The organism is Paraburkholderia sp. BL6665CI2N2 (genome assembly GCF_004366535.1).
GTDB lineage: Bacteria > Pseudomonadota > Gammaproteobacteria > Burkholderiales > Burkholderiaceae > Paraburkholderia.
The window spans coordinates 4495521-4512004 of record NZ_SORC01000001.1 but is presented as its reverse complement, the minus strand read 5'-3'; the positions used below and the strand labels follow the sequence as shown (position 1 = coordinate 4512004).

The 16484-nt window shown below is 62.7% G+C and carries 13 protein-coding genes and 1 tRNA gene; 8 read left to right on the top strand and 6 right to left on the bottom strand.

What is annotated here, in order from left to right; translation table 11 throughout:
- Positions 1 to 10 precede the first annotated feature (10 nt).
- Entirely contained in the window at positions 11 to 475 is a 465-nt protein-coding gene (locus B0G81_RS20030; protein WP_134138104.1) for a DUF2214 family protein, read from the top strand.
- Between the two features lie 185 nt (positions 476 to 660).
- Here the strand turns inward: B0G81_RS20030 and B0G81_RS20025 are convergent, their stop codons facing one another.
- The 5 genes from B0G81_RS20025 to B0G81_RS20005 form a co-directional block, all read right to left on the bottom strand.
- The gene (locus tag B0G81_RS20025; protein WP_134138103.1) at positions 661 to 2541 is read right to left on the bottom strand and encodes an ABC transporter ATP-binding protein; all 1881 of its coding nucleotides are present in this window, start codon (positions 2539 to 2541) and stop codon (positions 661 to 663) included.
- Between the two features lie 497 nt (positions 2542 to 3038).
- A tRNA-Val gene (locus tag B0G81_RS20020) sits at positions 3039 to 3113 on the bottom strand.
- 48 nt (positions 3114 to 3161) lie between these two features.
- Positions 3162 to 3896, bottom strand: a complete 735-nt coding sequence (gene dnaQ, locus B0G81_RS20015) for a DNA polymerase III subunit epsilon (protein WP_134138102.1) — start codon at positions 3894 to 3896, stop codon at positions 3162 to 3164.
- A gap of 84 nt (positions 3897 to 3980) precedes the next feature.
- Positions 3981 to 4427 (bottom strand): ribonuclease HI, encoded by a 447-nt coding sequence (gene rnhA, locus B0G81_RS20010; RefSeq protein WP_106283734.1) that lies wholly within the window; start codon positions 4425 to 4427, stop codon positions 3981 to 3983.
- Complete coding sequence (locus B0G81_RS20005) at positions 4424 to 5287, bottom strand: class I SAM-dependent methyltransferase (RefSeq protein ID WP_116117954.1); 864 nt, start codon at positions 5285 to 5287, stop codon at positions 4424 to 4426. Before B0G81_RS20005 ends, rnhA begins: the two co-directional genes overlap by 4 nt.
- A 19-nt stretch (positions 5288 to 5306) precedes the next feature.
- On the opposite strand from B0G81_RS20005, the gene gloB reads away from it, so the two are divergent.
- The 7 genes from gloB (at position 5307) to B0G81_RS19970 (ending at position 15702) form a co-directional block, all read left to right on the top strand.
- Entirely contained in the window at positions 5307 to 6098 is a 792-nt protein-coding gene (gene gloB, locus B0G81_RS20000; protein WP_116117953.1) for a hydroxyacylglutathione hydrolase, read from the top strand.
- Between the two features lie 156 nt (positions 6099 to 6254).
- Positions 6255 to 7949 (top strand): transglycosylase SLT domain-containing protein, encoded by a 1695-nt coding sequence (locus B0G81_RS19995; protein WP_134138101.1) that lies wholly within the window; start codon positions 6255 to 6257, stop codon positions 7947 to 7949.
- Positions 7950 to 8157: 208 nt separating this feature from the next.
- Positions 8158 to 9399, top strand: coding sequence for an MFS transporter (locus tag B0G81_RS19990; RefSeq protein ID WP_134138100.1), 1242 nt, complete (start codon positions 8158 to 8160; stop codon positions 9397 to 9399).
- Positions 9400 to 9893: 494 nt separating this feature from the next.
- Positions 9894 to 11048, top strand: a complete 1155-nt coding sequence (gene carA / locus B0G81_RS19985; protein ID WP_134138099.1) for a glutamine-hydrolyzing carbamoyl-phosphate synthase small subunit — start codon at positions 9894 to 9896, stop codon at positions 11046 to 11048.
- Between the two features lie 241 nt (positions 11049 to 11289).
- Positions 11290 to 14544 carry a carbamoyl-phosphate synthase large subunit gene (gene carB, locus B0G81_RS19980; RefSeq protein ID WP_106283729.1) on the top strand — a complete coding sequence of 1085 codons (3255 nt, stop codon included), beginning with the start codon at positions 11290 to 11292 and terminating at the stop codon, positions 14542 to 14544.
- Between the two features lie 151 nt (positions 14545 to 14695).
- Positions 14696 to 15172 (top strand): transcription elongation factor GreA, encoded by a 477-nt coding sequence (gene greA / locus B0G81_RS19975; RefSeq protein ID WP_012433846.1) that lies wholly within the window; start codon positions 14696 to 14698, stop codon positions 15170 to 15172.
- 20 nt (positions 15173 to 15192) lie between these two features.
- A complete protein-coding gene (locus B0G81_RS19970; protein ID WP_106309784.1) occupies positions 15193 to 15702 on the top strand; it encodes a DUF4149 domain-containing protein in 510 nt (169 codons plus the stop codon).
- 146 nt (positions 15703 to 15848) lie between these two features.
- On the opposite strand, the gene B0G81_RS19965 is transcribed toward B0G81_RS19970, so the two are convergent.
- Positions 15849 to 16376 (bottom strand): YhbY family RNA-binding protein, encoded by a 528-nt coding sequence (locus B0G81_RS19965; protein ID WP_134138098.1) that lies wholly within the window; start codon positions 16374 to 16376, stop codon positions 15849 to 15851.
- Between the last annotated feature and the right edge of the window lie 108 nt (positions 16377 to 16484).

The window sequence follows — 16484 nt, the reverse complement described above, 5'->3', positions numbered from 1 at the left end:
AGGAGTCGCCATGCTGGTTCGCTGGTTGCTTGCCGCCATCCATCTGCTTGCTTATGGCTTTGCGCTCGCGTCGATTCTGCGGCGCACCTGGGCGTTGCGCCGTGCCACCGTACCCGCCGCGCTGCGCTCCGTGTTCCGGGCGGATACAGGGTGGGGCATCTCGGCATTGGTGCTGATCGTCACCGGAGTGATGCGCGCTTTCGGCGGTTTCGAAAAGGGCGCCGACTACTATCTCCATGAGCCGCTCTTTCATCTCAAGATGACGCTGCTCTTGATCATTCTCATCCTCGAAGTCCCGTCGATGCTCGCGCTGATGCGATGGCGCGCCGCAATCAGGAAAGGCGCCGCGCCGGATCTGCACAACGCGCGCTCTTACGCACGCTATAGCGTGATTCAGACGATTTTGATGGTGTTGATGGTGTTCGCAGCGACCGGGATGGCGCGCGGGGTGGGGTTGCCTGCGGGCGTGGTGTAATTCGCAGCGCCCGGCGTTCGTGTGGCGCATGAACGAGGCGTTTGGACGGTTCGCGCCGGTGAGCACTAACACTTGCGCGTTAGAACCCGCGTCCGCGCTCGTAAAAAACGGGCGGTGGAACGCCAACCGAAAGCGCGCCTGAATACTCGCGATTTCTAGCTGACGTCCCGCACGCCCACTTCAATTTACTTCCCGACCAGCAAGCTGGAGTCGTCGGTCCGGTTCACGCTCTGCCGCGCGGCCCGAGTCGTCGCGAGTTCCGGTTCACCCAGACCCTTGATCAGCTCCAGCGCCTGGCGTTCGAACAACCGCCGGTACAGGCCGTTCTCGAGTCTGATCAGCGCGTCGTGGCTGCCTTCCTCGATTACCTTGCCCTTATCCAGCACCAGCAGCCGGTCCAGCGCGCGCACGGTGGAAAGACGGTGCGCCACCACCAACGTGGTGCGGCCCATCATCAGCCGCTCCATGGCCTGCTGGATCAACACTTCGCTTTCGCTGTCGAGACTCGACGTCGCCTCGTCCAGAATCAGGATCGGCGCGTCGGCGAGAAACGCCCGTGCGATGGCGACGCGCTGACGTTCGCCGCCCGAGAGCTTGACGCCGCGTTCCCCGACCAGCGTGTCATAGCCATTGGGCAGCGCCGTGATGAAGCCGTGCGCGCTCGCAAGCTTCGCGGCGTGCTCGATCTCGGCACGGCTCGCGCCGGGCCGCGCATACGCGATGTTCTCGGCGAGCGAGCGGTGAAACAGCACCGGCTCCTGTTGAACGATCGCAATCTGGCTGCGCAGCGACGCCTGCCGCACCTGGGCGATGTCCTGACCGTCGATCGTGATCCTGCCTTCCGAAATGTCATAGAGCCGCTGGATGAGCTTGATGAACGTGGTCTTCCCCGAACCCGAATGTCCGACCAATCCGACGCGCTCGCCCGGCGCAATGCGCACGGAGAATTTGTCGTAAAGCGGCTGACCGTTCGTTCCATAGTGGAAGGTGACGTGCTCGAACCGGATCTCGCCTTTGCCGATCGTGATCGGACCCGCGCCGGGGCGGTCTTCGATGCCGAGCGGCTGGCTTTCCTGCGACACCAGTTCCTCCATGTCGTTGACTGAGCGTTGCAGGTTGCGGATGTGCATGCCCACTTCGCGTAGATAGCCTTGCAGCATGAAGAACATGGTCAGTGCGAACGTGATGTCGCCGACGCCCGCCTCACCACGCGCCCACAACAGCAGCGCCGCACCGAGGATCGCGGTCTGGATCGCCACCAGCATGCCGCCCTGGACGCCGCCGTTGATCGTGCCGCGCATCCATGTGCGGCGCGTGCGGTGCCGCCACTTGGCGATCACGCGCGCGAGCAGCGCTTCTTCGCGCTCTTCCGCGCCGAACGCCTTGACCACGCCGTTGCAACTGACCGCGTCGGCGAGCGCGCCGCCCATGCGCGTGTCCCACGCATTCGCGAGACGTGCGGCCGGCGCGACAAAGCCCAGCGACATGGCCACCGTCACCGCGATGTAGAGCACCGAGCCGATGCCGACGACCGCGCCCATCATCGGCCAGCGCCAGCCGAGCAGAACGGTCGCGCCGAGCAGCATGACGAGAGACGGCAACAGGGCGATCAGCAGCGTGTCGTTGAGCAGGTCGAGCGCCCACATGCCGCGCGTGATCTTGCGCACGGTGGAACCGGCGAAGCTGTTGGCGTGCCAGTCGGTCGAAAAGCGTTGCACGCGATGAAACGCGTTGGCCGCGATCTCGCTCATCATCTTGAGCGTGAGCCGGATGATGTTGAAATACACGCCTTGCCGCAGCAAGGTGGCGCCGAGGCCGAGCGCGCCCAGCACGCAGAATGCCGTGAGCGCGGCATGCCAGGCGACGGTGTTGCTCGCCGCGCCGGACGCGATGGCGTCCACGAGGCGTCCCGCGAACATTGGCGTGAGTACGTCGGCCAATGCCGAGAGCAGCACCAGCGCTGTGATGACGACGATGCGCCAGGGCTGCTGCGCCCAGTGGAGGAAGGTAAAGCCGAGGACGTCCTTGAAGGCTTGTCCGCGAAAGTCGAGTTTTTTTCTGGTCATTTGTCACGCCCCGTGGCGCATGAGCGCAGCGAGGTTCCAGTCAGAAGCGAAAGGGCGAGACAGTCAAAACGCGCCGGAATACATCGGCGATTGAACTGCGGACTGTCTGGGAATGCGCGGAGTGCCTGATTCAGGCGACACCACGTGAACGGCAATTCGGCGACTTAATCGGACAGATTAAGATCGCGAAAACGCTCGCGAGACCATGCCGGGGACGGCGATACGCATTGCAAACATGTGACGCCTCCCTATGGTCGAATGAAGTGGAAAGATGGACGGGGCGAAAGCCCGAGTGCGAACTATATCAGTAGTTTCAGGCGGTCGCAAACGTACGAAGATTCGGAGTTGACGACTGGGTCCGACGTTGAGTGTTGGAATCTGCCTGGCATTCCGTACGGTGTCCGCACGCTGTTCTATAGGCCAAACACGAAATGAAAAAGGGCTCACGCATTTCTACGTAAGCCCTTTAGTCTTCGGTGATCGACACACCAAAATTCTGGTGGGTAGTACTGGGATCGAACCAGTGACCCCTGCCGTGTGAAGGCAGTGCTCTACCGCTGAGCTAACCACCCGAAGAGAGCCGAATTATGTCAGCAATTTTCGGGCTCGTCCAGTATTTTTTAAGCGGTTTGCTCATCCGCAGCGGGCGCCGGTTCGAGGCGCCACACGCTGGTGCCCTTGACCGCCTTGTCGAGACCGTCGAGCACTGACTGATGCGCGGCGAGTTCATCGTCGCTGGCGGAAATCACGATCAGGTCGAGCGAACTGATCGCCACGCGCGGCGCATGCGAATCGCCGCCGCCGTGCGACTCGCCGAGCATGTCGATGACAAGGCTTTCCTGGCCGCGCGTCATCGCCAGATAGACTTCGGCGAGCAGTTCCGAGTCGAGCAGGGCGCCGTGCAGCGTACGGTGCGCGTTGCTGATGCCGAAGCGGTCGCACAGTGCGTCAAGCGAATTGCGCTTGCCGGGGAACATCTGCTTGGCGCGCGCCAGCGTGTCGATGATTTCGCCGCAGTAGGTTTTCACCGGCGGCAAACCCAGCAAGGCGAACTCGGCATCGAGAAAGCCGATATCGAACGGTGCGTTATGGATGATCAGTTCCGCGTCCTGGATGAAGTCGCGAAACTGATCGGCAATCTCGGCGAACTTCGGCTTGTCGCTCAGGAACTCGGTGGTCAGTCCGTGCACGGCCAGCGCGCCCGGATCGCTGTCGCGTTCCGGGTTGATATAGAAGTGCAGGTTGTTGCCCGTCAGCCGACGGTTCACCATTTCGACGCAACCGAGTTCAAGGATCCGGTCGCCGGTGCGGGCATTCAGGCCCGTGGTTTCGGTATCGAGGATGAGTTGACGCATGTCGGATTAGCTGCCTAAAAATATTTGCAGAAAAAAGGATGTGCACGCGGCTAGCTGGCCCGGCGCGCGCCGTCGCGGCAGGAGTTACATCTGCGCGAGTGATGCGACGCCGCGATTGGCCAACTGATCGGCGCGCTCGTTTTCCGGGTGGCCGTTGTGCCCGCGCACCCAGCGCCACTCAATTTCGTGTTGCGCGACGAGCGCGTCGAGCCGCTTCCACAAATCCGCGTTCTTGACCGGTTGTTTCGCGGCGGTGATCCAGCCTTTCTTCTTCCAGCCGTGGATCCATTCGCTGATGCCTTTCTGCACGTATTGCGAGTCGGTGTGCACGACCGCTTTGCAAGGGCGCTTTAGTGCTTCAAGCGCGGCGATCACGCCCATCAATTCCATGCGGTTGTTGGTGGTGTTGGCTTCGCCGCCGAACAGTTCTTTTTCCTGGTCGCCGAAGCGCAGCAGCGCGCCCCAGCCGCCCGGGCCTGGGTTGCCCTTGCAGGCGCCGTCGGTATAAATATCGATGAGATCGGAAGTCATTGAGTATGGTTACGTGTATTCGGTGTGGCGGCGGGCGCGAGGCCTGCGGCGAGGACGGGTTTCTTCACTTTCAGCGGGCCGACGAGACGCATGCCGCGCACGCGCTTGATCGCCTTGATCATGTAGGTGGCGCCGAAAATCGGCCACCAGCGGTCGCCGGCGGCTTCCATGAAACCGTAGCGGGCGAGCCATTGCTCGCTGCCAAGCGGCGGACGATAGCAGCCGAAACGCCCGCGTTCAAGGTCGAAGCCGAGCAGCTTGATCCAGTCTTTCAGACGCGTGAAGGCGATCAGGTCGACGGCGGCCGGCACGAACGGCCGGCCGGTCATCTTGCCGACCGATTGCCGCGCGCCCCACAGCGACAGCGAATTGAAGCCGAGAATGATCAACTGGCCTTCGGGCATCAGCACGCGCTCGGCTTCGCGCAACAGACGGTGCGGGTCGCTCGTGAATTCCAGCGTGTGCGGCATGACGATCAGATCGACGCTTTGCGCTTCGAACGGCAGGTCCAGCAGGTCGCACCAGACGGCGCTCCGTCCAGCCGGCGCCGGCAGGCCCACAAGTCCGCTCTGTGTGGTGCCGTTATGCGAACCGTTGCGATCGCCATTGCCGGCACGCCCCGCGCCGCGCGGATACGCATACGGCGCGCTCGCTCCGCTCGCGGCGTCGAGCACGAGCCCGCGGCACGGCATCCGGTTCTCGCGCAAGGCGTCGAGTTGCGGCAAGCCGAGTTGCAGCGCATGGTAACCGAACACGTCCGACACCACGCGGTCGAGCTGGGTTTGCTCCCACTCGAGTACGTATCGGCCAGGTGGCGAGTCGGTCCAGGCGGGCCAGTCTATAATCGCTCGGTCAGTCATATCAAAGAATGCGTCGCCTATGAATGCGCTCGAGTACGTACCGGTCCCGGCGTTTGATGACAATTACATCTGGGTCGTTTCCGACGGACACCACGCGGCGGTCGTCGATCCGGGTGAGGCCGCCCCCGTAAAAGCCTATCTGGCGAAACGGGGTTGGCGGCTGAGCGCTATTTTACTCACGCACCATCATCAAGACCACGTCGGCGGTGTGGCCGATCTGCTGAATGGCCAGGCCGTGCCCGTCTACGGCCCCGCTGGTGAAGCGATCGAGCATCTCACGCATCGTCTCAAAAATGGCGATCACGTGTCGATTGCCGCGCCCGCGCTCGAATTAAGCGTGCTCGACGTGCCGGGCCATACGAGCGGCCACATCGCCTATTTCCAGGCGGCCGACCCGCACGGCACGCCGCACGTGTTTTGCGGCGACACGCTGTTCGCCTGCGGTTGCGGCCGGCTGTTCGAAGGTACGCCGAAGCAGATGCTCGCCTCGCTGGACGCGCTGGCCGCGCTGCCCGGCGCGACCGAGGTTCACTGCGCGCACGAATACACGCTGTCGAATATCCGCTTCGCGCTCGCCTGCGAGCCTGGCAACGCCGAACTGCAAGCCTGGCGGGACAAAGCGAGCGAACTGCGCGCGCGCGACGTGCCCACGCTGCCCACCACGATCGCCCATGAACGCGCCGTGAATCCGTTTTTGCGCGCCGGCGTTGCGGCGGTTCAGGCGACCTTGCAGGAGCAGTTGCACGAGAAGGTGCCGGATCGATTAACAGCCTTTACCTTGATGCGCGAATGGAAAAACCGCTTCCGTTGACGCGCCTCCTGGCAGGGTAATCCTCACGCGAAGAATCGGAAAAATTCGCCAAGCCCAAGATTTACTTGATTTTTTCGTAATTTTCCGATTGACGTAAACGTTGCCGTTTCGTACTATCGGCTGCAAATTCCAGCCCTTGTGGAAGCCGAGATTTTCATGCGATTTATCTTTAGTGCGTTGCTGGTCCTGACGCTCGCCGCCTGCGCGAGCCAGGGACCGACGACGAGCATTCCGAACACCGCAACCAACCCCGCCAGTCAGCAAGCCGTAGCAGACGCCCTTCGCAAGTCAGCCACCGCCAAAGAGACGATCAACGTCGATCAAGGCTCCGTCACTCAGTTGACGAGCGCCGACGCCGACCTTTGGGGCCGTATTCGCCGTGGTTTCCAGATGCCGGACCTGCAAACCGACCTCGTCGACATGCAGGTGAACTGGTACGCGCAGCGTCCTGATTACGTGCAGCGCATGACCGAGCGCTCGCAAAAGTACCTGTATCACATCGTCGAAGAGCTCGAGGCGCGCCATATGCCAACCGAGCTCGCGTTGCTGCCGTTTATCGAATCGGCGTATAGCCCGCAGGCGTTGTCGGTGGCGAAGGCGGCCGGCATGTGGCAGTTCATGCCGGGCACGGGCCGCACCTACAACCTCAAGCAGAACATGTGGCAGGACGAGCGCCGCGACGTGCTGGCGTCGACCAGCGCCGCGCTCGACTATCTGTCGCGTCTGCATGACATGTTCGGCGACTGGCAATTGGCGCTCGCGGCGTACAACTGGGGCGAGGGCAACGTGCAGCGCGCGATTGCGCGCAACGAGGCGGCGGGCTTACCCACCGACTACCTCAGCCTGCGCATGCCGAACGAGACGCGTAACTACGTGCCGAAGCTGCAGGCGGTGAAGAACATCGTGATGAACCCGCAAATGTACGGACTCACGCTGCCGACCATTCCGAACCACCCGTATTTCGTGACGGTGACCACATCGCACGACATCGACGTGGACATGGCCGCCAAGCTCTCCAATCTGTCCCTTGACGAGTTCCGCTCGCTGAACCCGTCGTTCAGGAAGCCGGTGATTCTCGGCGCCACGCAGCCGCAGATTTTGCTGCCGTTCGACAACGCCAGCGCCTTCGAGCGCAATCTGAAGACTTACTCAGGCTCGCTGTCGTCGTGGACCACGTACACGGTCACCGAGCGCGCGACACCCGCGGCAATCGCGCAAAAGATCAGTGTCGACGCCGACACGCTGATGGAAGTGAACAAGATTCCGGTCGGCATGCGGTTGAAACCCGGCTCCACGATCGTGGTGCCGCGCGGCTCGGACGACGACGAGGACATTAGCGCCGACGTCGCCGAAAGCGCCGTGCTGGCTATGGAGCCCGACGTCCCCGATACGCGCAAGATGCTGATTCGCGTACGTCGCAATCAGTCGATGGCAGCCATCGCTGTGCGTTATGGCGTATCGGTCGGGCAGTTGAAGGCATGGAACCGTACGCATCGCGATGCCGTTTCGCGCGGTCAGGTGATCGTGCTGCACGTGCCGGTCGGCAAGGCCATGCCTAGCGAGCCGGGTCCGGAACGCATCGCGACCGATGTGCAAGGCGGCGGCGTCGAGAAGATCGGCACCCGCGTCGCGGACACCAGAAGCGAATCGCGCTACGACAAAAAGAAGGGTCGTGGCCGGGCCGAGGTAGTGAAAGTTTCCGAGCCGGTAGGCAGGGTCGTCAAGCCGACGGCATCCAGCGCCAGCAAGGGCAAGGTGACCAAGGTGTCGGCTTCCACGTCCAGCAAGGCGTCGAAGGCTGCGGCAGAGAGCCGCCCGAAGACCGCGGCCAGCGCGAAGAAGAGTAAGTAGACCAATAGCGGCTCACACGGTAGCGACCGCATGCGTTGCGGGGCAGCGCATGCATTGCGCTCCGATCACGCACCGCGCTTTTCCAACGCCGTCACCTGTGGTGACGGCGTTTTTCATTGTGCAGATCGTTTCGCGCAAAGCCGGCGCTTTTCCTTTATCTTTCGTGCTTCGGTCAAACCCATTCGGCCAGCCGCCTAACTCAAAACTCATGTCGTCGACCCAGTTGCGCGTCTTCTTGCTGTTCTCCGCCGGCTATTTCGTTTCCTACGTGTTCCGCGGCGTCAATCTTGGCTTTGCGCCGTTCATTACGCACGATCTCGGCCTGTCGGCTGCGGATCTGGGCTTGCTCACGAGTCTTTATTTTCTCGGCTTTGCGGGCGCTCAGATTCCGGCTGGCGTCCTGCTCGATCACTTCGGCGCGCGGCGTGTCACGGCCGTCACGCTGCTATTTGCCGCGCTCGGCATTTGGGTGTTCGGCGCCGCTCATAGCGTCGGCGTGATGATGGTGGGGCGGCTGCTGATCGGCGTCGGCGTCTCCGTGTGTCTTGGCGCCGCATTCAAGGCATTGGCGCAACACTTCGCCGCCGCGCGCCTGCCGCTAATGAACGGCCTCGTGATGGCGATCGGCGGCTTCGGCGGCGTGATGGTCGGCTCGCCGCTGACGTGGGTGCTGACGTTCGCCAGCTGGCGCACCGTCTGCGTCGGGCTGGGTATCTTGACGGTGCTGGTCGCGCTGGCGCAGTGGACGCTCGCGCCGGACACGAAGGAATTGCATCATCAGGCGAGTCTGGGTGCCCAGTTCAAAGGCACGCTGCATATTCTGCGCAGCGCGGCGTTCTGGAAGATCGCGTCGTTCTCGGTGGTCACGCAAGGCGTCTTCTATGCGATGCAGTCGCTGTGGGTCGGTGCGTGGCTGCGTGACGTGCAGGGCTTCGAGCCGCGCGAAGCCGCGGCGCTTGTTTCGATTCTCGGCTTCGCGATGATGGCCGGCTGCGTGGGCTTCGGCGCGGCGGCGCGCGGTCTCGAACGGCGCGGCATCTCGCTTTACGCGTTTTGCGGCATCGGCATGGCGCTGTACGTCGTGACCCAGTTGCTCATCATGTTCAAGGCGCCGCTGCCCGCGGGCCTGTTGTGGGCGGCGTACGGCATTTTCGGCGGCACCGGCATTCTCAGCTACGCGGTCATGGCGCGGCACTTCCCGGCGCAGATGATCGGCCGCGTGAATACCACGCTGACGCTGATCATCTTCCTGCTGATTTTCGGCTTCCAGATCGGCGTCGGCGGGGTGCTGTCGCATTGGCCGGCGAGCGGCGGTCATTATCCGGCGGCCGCGCATCTGACAGCTTGGGGCATTCTCGTGGCGTTGCAGGTGGCGAGCGCGATCTGGTATGTCTTGCCGGGCCGTAAGCTGGTTCACCCGGCCGAGGTCCGCGCCGAGCAGGACGCTTGAAGCAAAATCAAGCCCGCAGTCTGCCGCCGGGCACGCCCATTCGCTGGTCGTCACGGCACTGGCGCCGGGTGATTCGCCGGTGGTGCCCCATCTCCCCGCACTGTCCCGATTTGCGCAGGCAGAAACGCTCCAGATCACCGTCCGCGCCAGACATGACAAGAGTTTCAGCGATTTCGAGCCGCACCGTGCCATATGCCGATGCCATCTCGGATTTGGAGGGAAGGGCAGTTTCACGCTATAATTCCGAGGTTTGAGCTTATCAACCCGCACCCTAGCGCCTACCTCTCCCATACCGTTCATCCGCCGCGCGCCACCGGCGTAGCAAGCAGGGCCACGCCCCGAGCCGATCCGTCCACACAATGGACTCATCGCGCCCCTTGCAACGTCAACGGCAGTTCGCGAGCGAGTCTGCGCGCGCATCCCGGATGCGTTTCGCTGCGGCTCGCAGTCGGATAGACAGGTCGGCAACAGGGTGTTCCCCCAAGGAGTCTCCCGTGTTGCCGTCATTTTCTCCCGCTCTGCTCGCGCTCGCCGACGGCACGGTCTTTCGTGGTTACTCGATCGGCGCCCCCGGGCATACCATCGGCGAAGTCGTGTTCAACACCGCTATCACCGGCTATCAGGAAATCCTGACTGACCCGAGCTACGCGCGCCAGATCGTGACCCTCACGTATCCGCATATCGGCAACGTCGGCGTGAACGCCGAAGACGTCGAAGCTACGAAAGTCCATGCCGCCGGCCTGATCATTCGCGATCTGCCGGTTCTCGCGTCGAACTTCCGCATGGAGCGCACGCTCCCGCAATATCTCCAGGACGAAGGCGTGGTTGCCATCGCCGGTCTCGATACCCGCATGCTGACTCGCGTTCTGCGCGACAAGGGCGCGCAGAACGGCGCGATCCTCGCCGGTTCGGACGACGAAGCCAAAGCCATCGAACTCGCGCGCTCGTTCCCGGGCCTCTCGGGCATGGACCTCGCGAAGGTCGTGTCGACCAGGGAAACCTACGAGTGGACCCAGACCGAATGGCGACTGGGCGAGGGCTACGGCACGCAAACGGCGCCGAAGTACCGCGTCGTGGCGTTCGACTACGGCGTCAAGTACAACATCCTGCGCATGCTGGCCGAACGCGGCTGCCACGTCACCGTGCTGCCGGCGCAAGCCAGCGCTGCTGACGCGCTCGCTCTCAATCCGGACGGCATTTTCCTGTCGAACGGTCCTGGCGACCCGGAGCCGTGCGATTACGCAATCACGGCCACCAAGGAGCTGATCGAGCGCGGCATTCCGACCTTCGGTATCTGCCTCGGCCATCAGATCATGGGTCTGGCGGTCGGCGCCAAAACCATGAAGATGAAGACCGGCCACCACGGTGCGAACCATCCGGTGAAAGATCTGGAGGATGGCCGCGTGGTGATCACGTCGCAGAACCACGGTTTCGCGGTCGATGCCGACACGCTGCCCGCCAACGCCCGCGCCACGCACGTTTCGCTGTTCGACGGCACGCTGCAGGGCTTCGCGCTGACCGACAAGCCGGCGTTCTGCTTCCAGGGTCACCCGGAAGCGTCGCCTGGTCCGCATGACATCGCCTATCTGTTCGACCGCTTCACGGCGTTGATGGACACGAAGAAGGCTGGCAAGACCGCAGCGGCATAAAGCGGCAGACAAGTCCCGGCGGCGCTTGGCTCACGCCGCGCCGCGCGTGACCGGCGCACACGCCGAAGTACATGGCGTAAAGCGACGCACACGCGGCGAGCCGCACCGGACAGAGTAGAGCGCGCGCAACGCCACGGCGGCGCGCGCCGACGGAAAGAATAGCAACCAGGTTGCATGGCACCGGAGTAAGGCGCTAAAGCGCCAACTCCGGTGGACACAGGAATACATTAGCGAGAGCGTTATGCCCAAGCGGACAGACATCAAGAGCATCCTCATCATCGGCGCGGGTCCGATCATCATCGGCCAGGCGTGCGAGTTCGATTACTCGGGCGCGCAGGCATGCAAGGCGCTGCGTGAGGAAGGCTACAAGGTCATTCTCGTCAACAGCAATCCGGCGACGATCATGACCGACCCGAACACGGCCGACGTGACCTACATCGAGCCGATCACGTGGGAAGTCGTCGAGCGCATCATCGCCAAGGAGCGCCCCGACGCGATCCTCCCGACGATGGGCGGCCAGACCGCGCTGAACTGCGCGCTCGATCTGCACGCGCACGGCGTGCTGGAAAAGTACAAGGTCGAGCTGATCGGCGCGTCGCCGGAAGCGATCGACAAGGCGGAAGACCGCCAGAAGTTCAAGGACGCGATGACCAAGATCGGCCTCGGTTCGGCCAAATCGGGCACCGCGCATTCCATGGAAGAAGCGCTGGCGGTGCAAGCGGACATCGCTGCGCAAACGGGCAGCGGCGGCTATCCGGTCGTGATCCGTCCGTCGTTCACCTTGGGCGGCTCGGGCGGCGGCATCGCGTATAACCGCGACGAGTTCGAAGAGATCTGCAAGCGCGGTCTCGACCTGTCGCCCACGCGCGAACTGCTGATCGAAGAGTCGCTGCTCGGCTGGAAAGAGTACGAGATGGAAGTGGTCCGCGACAAGAAGGACAACTGCATCATCGTTTGCTCGATCGAAAACCTGGACCCGATGGGCATCCACACCGGCGACTCGATCACCGTCGCGCCGGCGCAAACGCTCACGGACAAGGAATATCAGATTCTGCGTAACGCATCGCTCGCCGTGCTGCGCGAGATCGGCGTCGATACGGGCGGCTCGAACGTGCAGTTCTCGATCAATCCGAAAGACGGCCGCATGGTCGTGATCGAAATGAATCCGCGCGTGTCGCGCTCGTCGGCGTTGGCGTCGAAGGCGACCGGTTTCCCGATCGCGAAGATCGCCGCGAAGCTGGCGGTTGGCTACTCGCTCGACGAGCTCAAGAACGAAATTACCGGCGGCCAGACCCCGGCATCGTTCGAACCGACCATCGACTACGTCGTCACCAAGATCCCGCGTTTCGCGTTCGAAAAATTCCGCGAAGCCGATTCGCGCCTGACCACGCAGATGAAGTCGGTCGGCGAAGTGATGGCGATTGGCCGCACCTTCCAGGAATCGTTCCAGAAGGCGCTGCGCGGACTGGAAGTCGGCGTCGACGGTCTGGACGAAAAGACCGATAACCGCGACGAGATCATCCGCGAGATCGGCGAAGCCGGTCCGGATCGCATCTGGTACGTGGGCGACGCGTTCCGTATCGGCATGACGGCGCAGGAAATTTTCGAAGAAACCTCGATCGATCCGTGGTTCCTCGCGCAGATCGAACAGATCATCCTGAAGGAAAAGGCGCTGGCGGGCCGCACGCTCGCAAGCATCTCGAAGGAAGAGCTGAAGTATCTGAAGCAGAGCGGCTTCTCGGATCGTCGTCTGGCAAAGTTGCTTGGCGCGAAGCCGGCGGAAGTGCGTCAACGCCGTATCGAGTTGAATGTGCGCCCGGTGTACAAGCGCGTCGATACGTGCGCGGCCGAGTTCGCCACGAAAACCGCCTACATGTACTCGACCTACGAGGAAGAGTGCGAAGCGAACCCGACCAGCAACAAAAAGATCATGGTGCTGGGCGGCGGCCCGAACCGGATCGGCCAGGGCATCGAGTTCGATTACTGCTGCGTGCACGCCGCGCTCGCCATGCGCGAAGACGGCTACGAAACGATCATGGTCAACTGCAACCCTGAAACCGTTTCGACCGACTACGACACGTCCGATCGTCTGTACTTCGAATCGCTCACGCTCGAAGACGTGCTCGAAATCGTCGACAAGGAAAAGCCGGTTGGGGTGATCGTGCAATACGGCGGTCAAACGCCGCTGAAGCTCGCGCTCGACCTCGAAGCGAACGGTGTGCCGATCGTCGGCACGTCGCCGGACATGATCGACGCCGCCGAAGACCGCGAGCGTTTCCAGAAGCTGCTGCAGGACCTCGGTCTGCGTCAGCCGCCGAACCGCACCGCGCGCGCCGAAGACGAAGCGCTCAAGCTGGCCGACGAGATCGGCTATCCGCTGGTGGTGCGTCCGTCGTACGTGCTCGGCGGCCGCGCGATGGAAATCGTCCACGAGCCGCGCGACCTCGAGCGCTACATGCGCGAGGCCGTGAAGGTGTCGAACGACTCGCCGGTGCTGCTCGACCGCTTCCTGAACGACGCGATCGAATGCGACGTGGATTGCATCTCCGACGGCGAAGCTGTGTTCATCGGCGGCGTGATGGAACACATCGAACAGGCGGGCGTGCACTCGGGCGACTCGGCCTGCTCGCTGCCGCCGTATTCGCTGTCGAAGGAAACCGTGGCTGAGTTGAAGCGTCAAACCGGCGCGATGGCGAAGGCGCTGAACGTGATCGGCCTGATGAACGTGCAGTTCGCGATCCAGCAGGTGCCGCAGGCGGACGGCTCGAAAGAAGACGTCATCTATGTGCTCGAAGTGAATCCGCGCGCTTCGCGCACGGTGCCGTACGTATCGAAGGCGACCAGCCTGCCGCTCGCGAAGATCGCGGCGCGCGCCATGGTCGGTCAGAAGCTCGCTGAACAAGGCGTGACGAAGGAAATCGATCCGCCATACTTCAGCGTGAAGGAAGCCGTGTTCCCGTTCGTCAAGTTCCCGGCAGTCGATCCGGTGCTCGGACCGGAAATGCGTTCAACCGGCGAAGTGATGGGCGTGGGTCAGACTTTCGGCGAAGCGCTGTTCAAGTCGCAGCTCGCGGCGGGTTCGCGTCTGCCGGAGTCGGGCACGGTGCTGCTGACCGTGATGGACGCCGACAAGCCGAAGGCCGTCGAAGTGGCGCGCATGCTGCACGAACTCGGCTATCCGATCGTCGCGACCAAGGGCACGGCTGCCGCGATCGAAGCGGCCGGCGTGCCGGTGAAGGTCGTCAACAAGGTGAAGGACGGCCGTCCGCACATCGTCGACATGATCAAGAACGGCGAGATCGCGCTGGTCTTTACGACCGTCGACGAAACCCGCGCGGCGATCGCGGACTCGCGCTCGATCCGCATGAGCGCGCAGGCGAACAAGGTCACGTACTACACGACCATGTCCGGCGCGCGTGCCGCAGTGGAAGGGTTGCGCTATTTGAAGGATCTGGAAGTCTATGATTTACAAGGCCTGCACGCTCGCCTAAACTAAGGCTTCGAATACCTGTCCAAGATGTAAGTGCCGCGGTTAAGCGGCGTTCCGCAGGTGCTTGGCGCCGGGTTTTTCCCGGCGCTCTGGCCCCCGCGGAATGCACTTAACCGCGGTGATTTTTTTTACGGCTGTTTTTTGCATAGAGTTGTTTATGAGCACTGTTCCATTGACGAAGCGCGGCGCGGAAATGTTGCGCGATGAATTGCAGCGCCTGAAATCGGTTGAGCGTCCTTCGGTGATCAATTCGATCGCGGAAGCGCGTGCCCAGGGCGATCTGTCGGAAAACGCGGAATACGACGCGGCGAAGGAAAAGCAGGGCTTTATCGAAGGCCGGATCGCTGAAATCGAATCGAAGCTGGCCGGCGCGCAAGTGATCGACCCGGCGGCAGTAGAAGCGGACGGGCGCGTTGTGTTCGGCGCGACCGTGGAACTGGAAGACCTGGATTCGGGAGCGTCGGTCAAATACCAGATCGTCGGCGACGACGAGGCGGACATCGATCATGGTTTGATCTCGATCAGCTCGCCGATCGCGCGCGCCCTGATCGGTAAGTCGGAAGGCGACGTTGCGTCGGTGCAGGCACCGGGCGGCGTGCGCGAATACGAAATCATCGCGGTTAGCTACGTGTGAAGGCGGCTCCGGTGTCCCTGATGCCGCATCGTTTTTTCCGCTTATTGACGGTGGTGTGGGTCGGTAGTCTGCTGACTATCGGCTATGCGGTCGCGCCTGTGCTGTTCACCTCGCTCGACCGGATGACCGCTGGCGCGGTGGCCGCGCAACTGTTCCGCATTGAAGGCGTACTGGGTGCGGTGTGCGGCATTTTGCTACTCGGTCTCGCGAACGTGCTAGTTCGGCGCGGCAGCGATGCATATCGTCGGTTGCGCTGGCTGATCGCGGGGATGCTGGTGTGCGTGCTGGTGGGTTACTTCGCGTTGCAGCCGTTTATGAATGCAATGCGTATTGCCGCGCTCGAAGCGGGCAGCGATGTCGGACATTCGGCTTATGCAACACGCTTCGGCATTTTGCACGGCGTGTCGAGTCTGTTCTACCTGATCGAAAGTCTGCTGGGCGTGGCGCTGGTGTGGAAACTGCCTGCGGGCGCAGGTGTGGCGTCGGCGGAGCAGGGTGCTCGTGGCACGGCAGGGAACGTGGCCGGCTGACACCAGCGGCCATGGCGCGTTCCTTTCAGCCGCTGAGTACGCAAGCCAGAACGCGGCGAGCTTGCTGAGCGATCTCAAGTTTTGAAGTCGTGATCAAGCCGCCCCACGTCGAGGTGCGGACGCCGCCCGCACCTTTCATCATTCGCTTATTTCGACGACTGATGCGAGCGCTTCGCGCTGGCCTGGCGTTTCTTGGCGCGCTTGATGTTGCCGCCTTGCGTCACGCGTTCATTGCCACGCACCACGACGGCTTTGGCCTTGGGTTTGCGCATCGGGATTTCGCTGGGCTTCACCACGGTCACGACGCGCGGCGCGCGGCCCTTGCCCGGTTTGGCTTCGACAGCGGCTTCGCGGGCGCTCGGCAGGGCGCCGCGTTTGGTCTTCACCGCCGGTTGGGCGGGTTCCGGCTTCCAGATCACCAGCAGCTTGCCGATATGCTGGATCGGCGCGGCGTTCAGCTTGTCACAGATTTCTTCGTAGATCGCGATGCGCTCTTCGCGTTCGTCACCGAACACGCGGATTTTGATGAGCTGATGAGCGCCAAGGTGCACCTTGATCTCGGAGAGCACAGCGTCGGTCAAGCCTTCGGCGCCGACGAGCACGACCGGTTTGAGCGCATGTGCCTGGGAGCGCAACTCGGCGCGTTGGTCGGAAGAGACTTTGAGGGCGGGCATGGAAAGTGGGAGACTCGACTAAAATGGCGGCACCTGCATAACCGAGAGATTCGGCCAATCGCGCAGGGCGGCGCGTCAGAACAACAGAATCGCGGATGACTGCCAGTT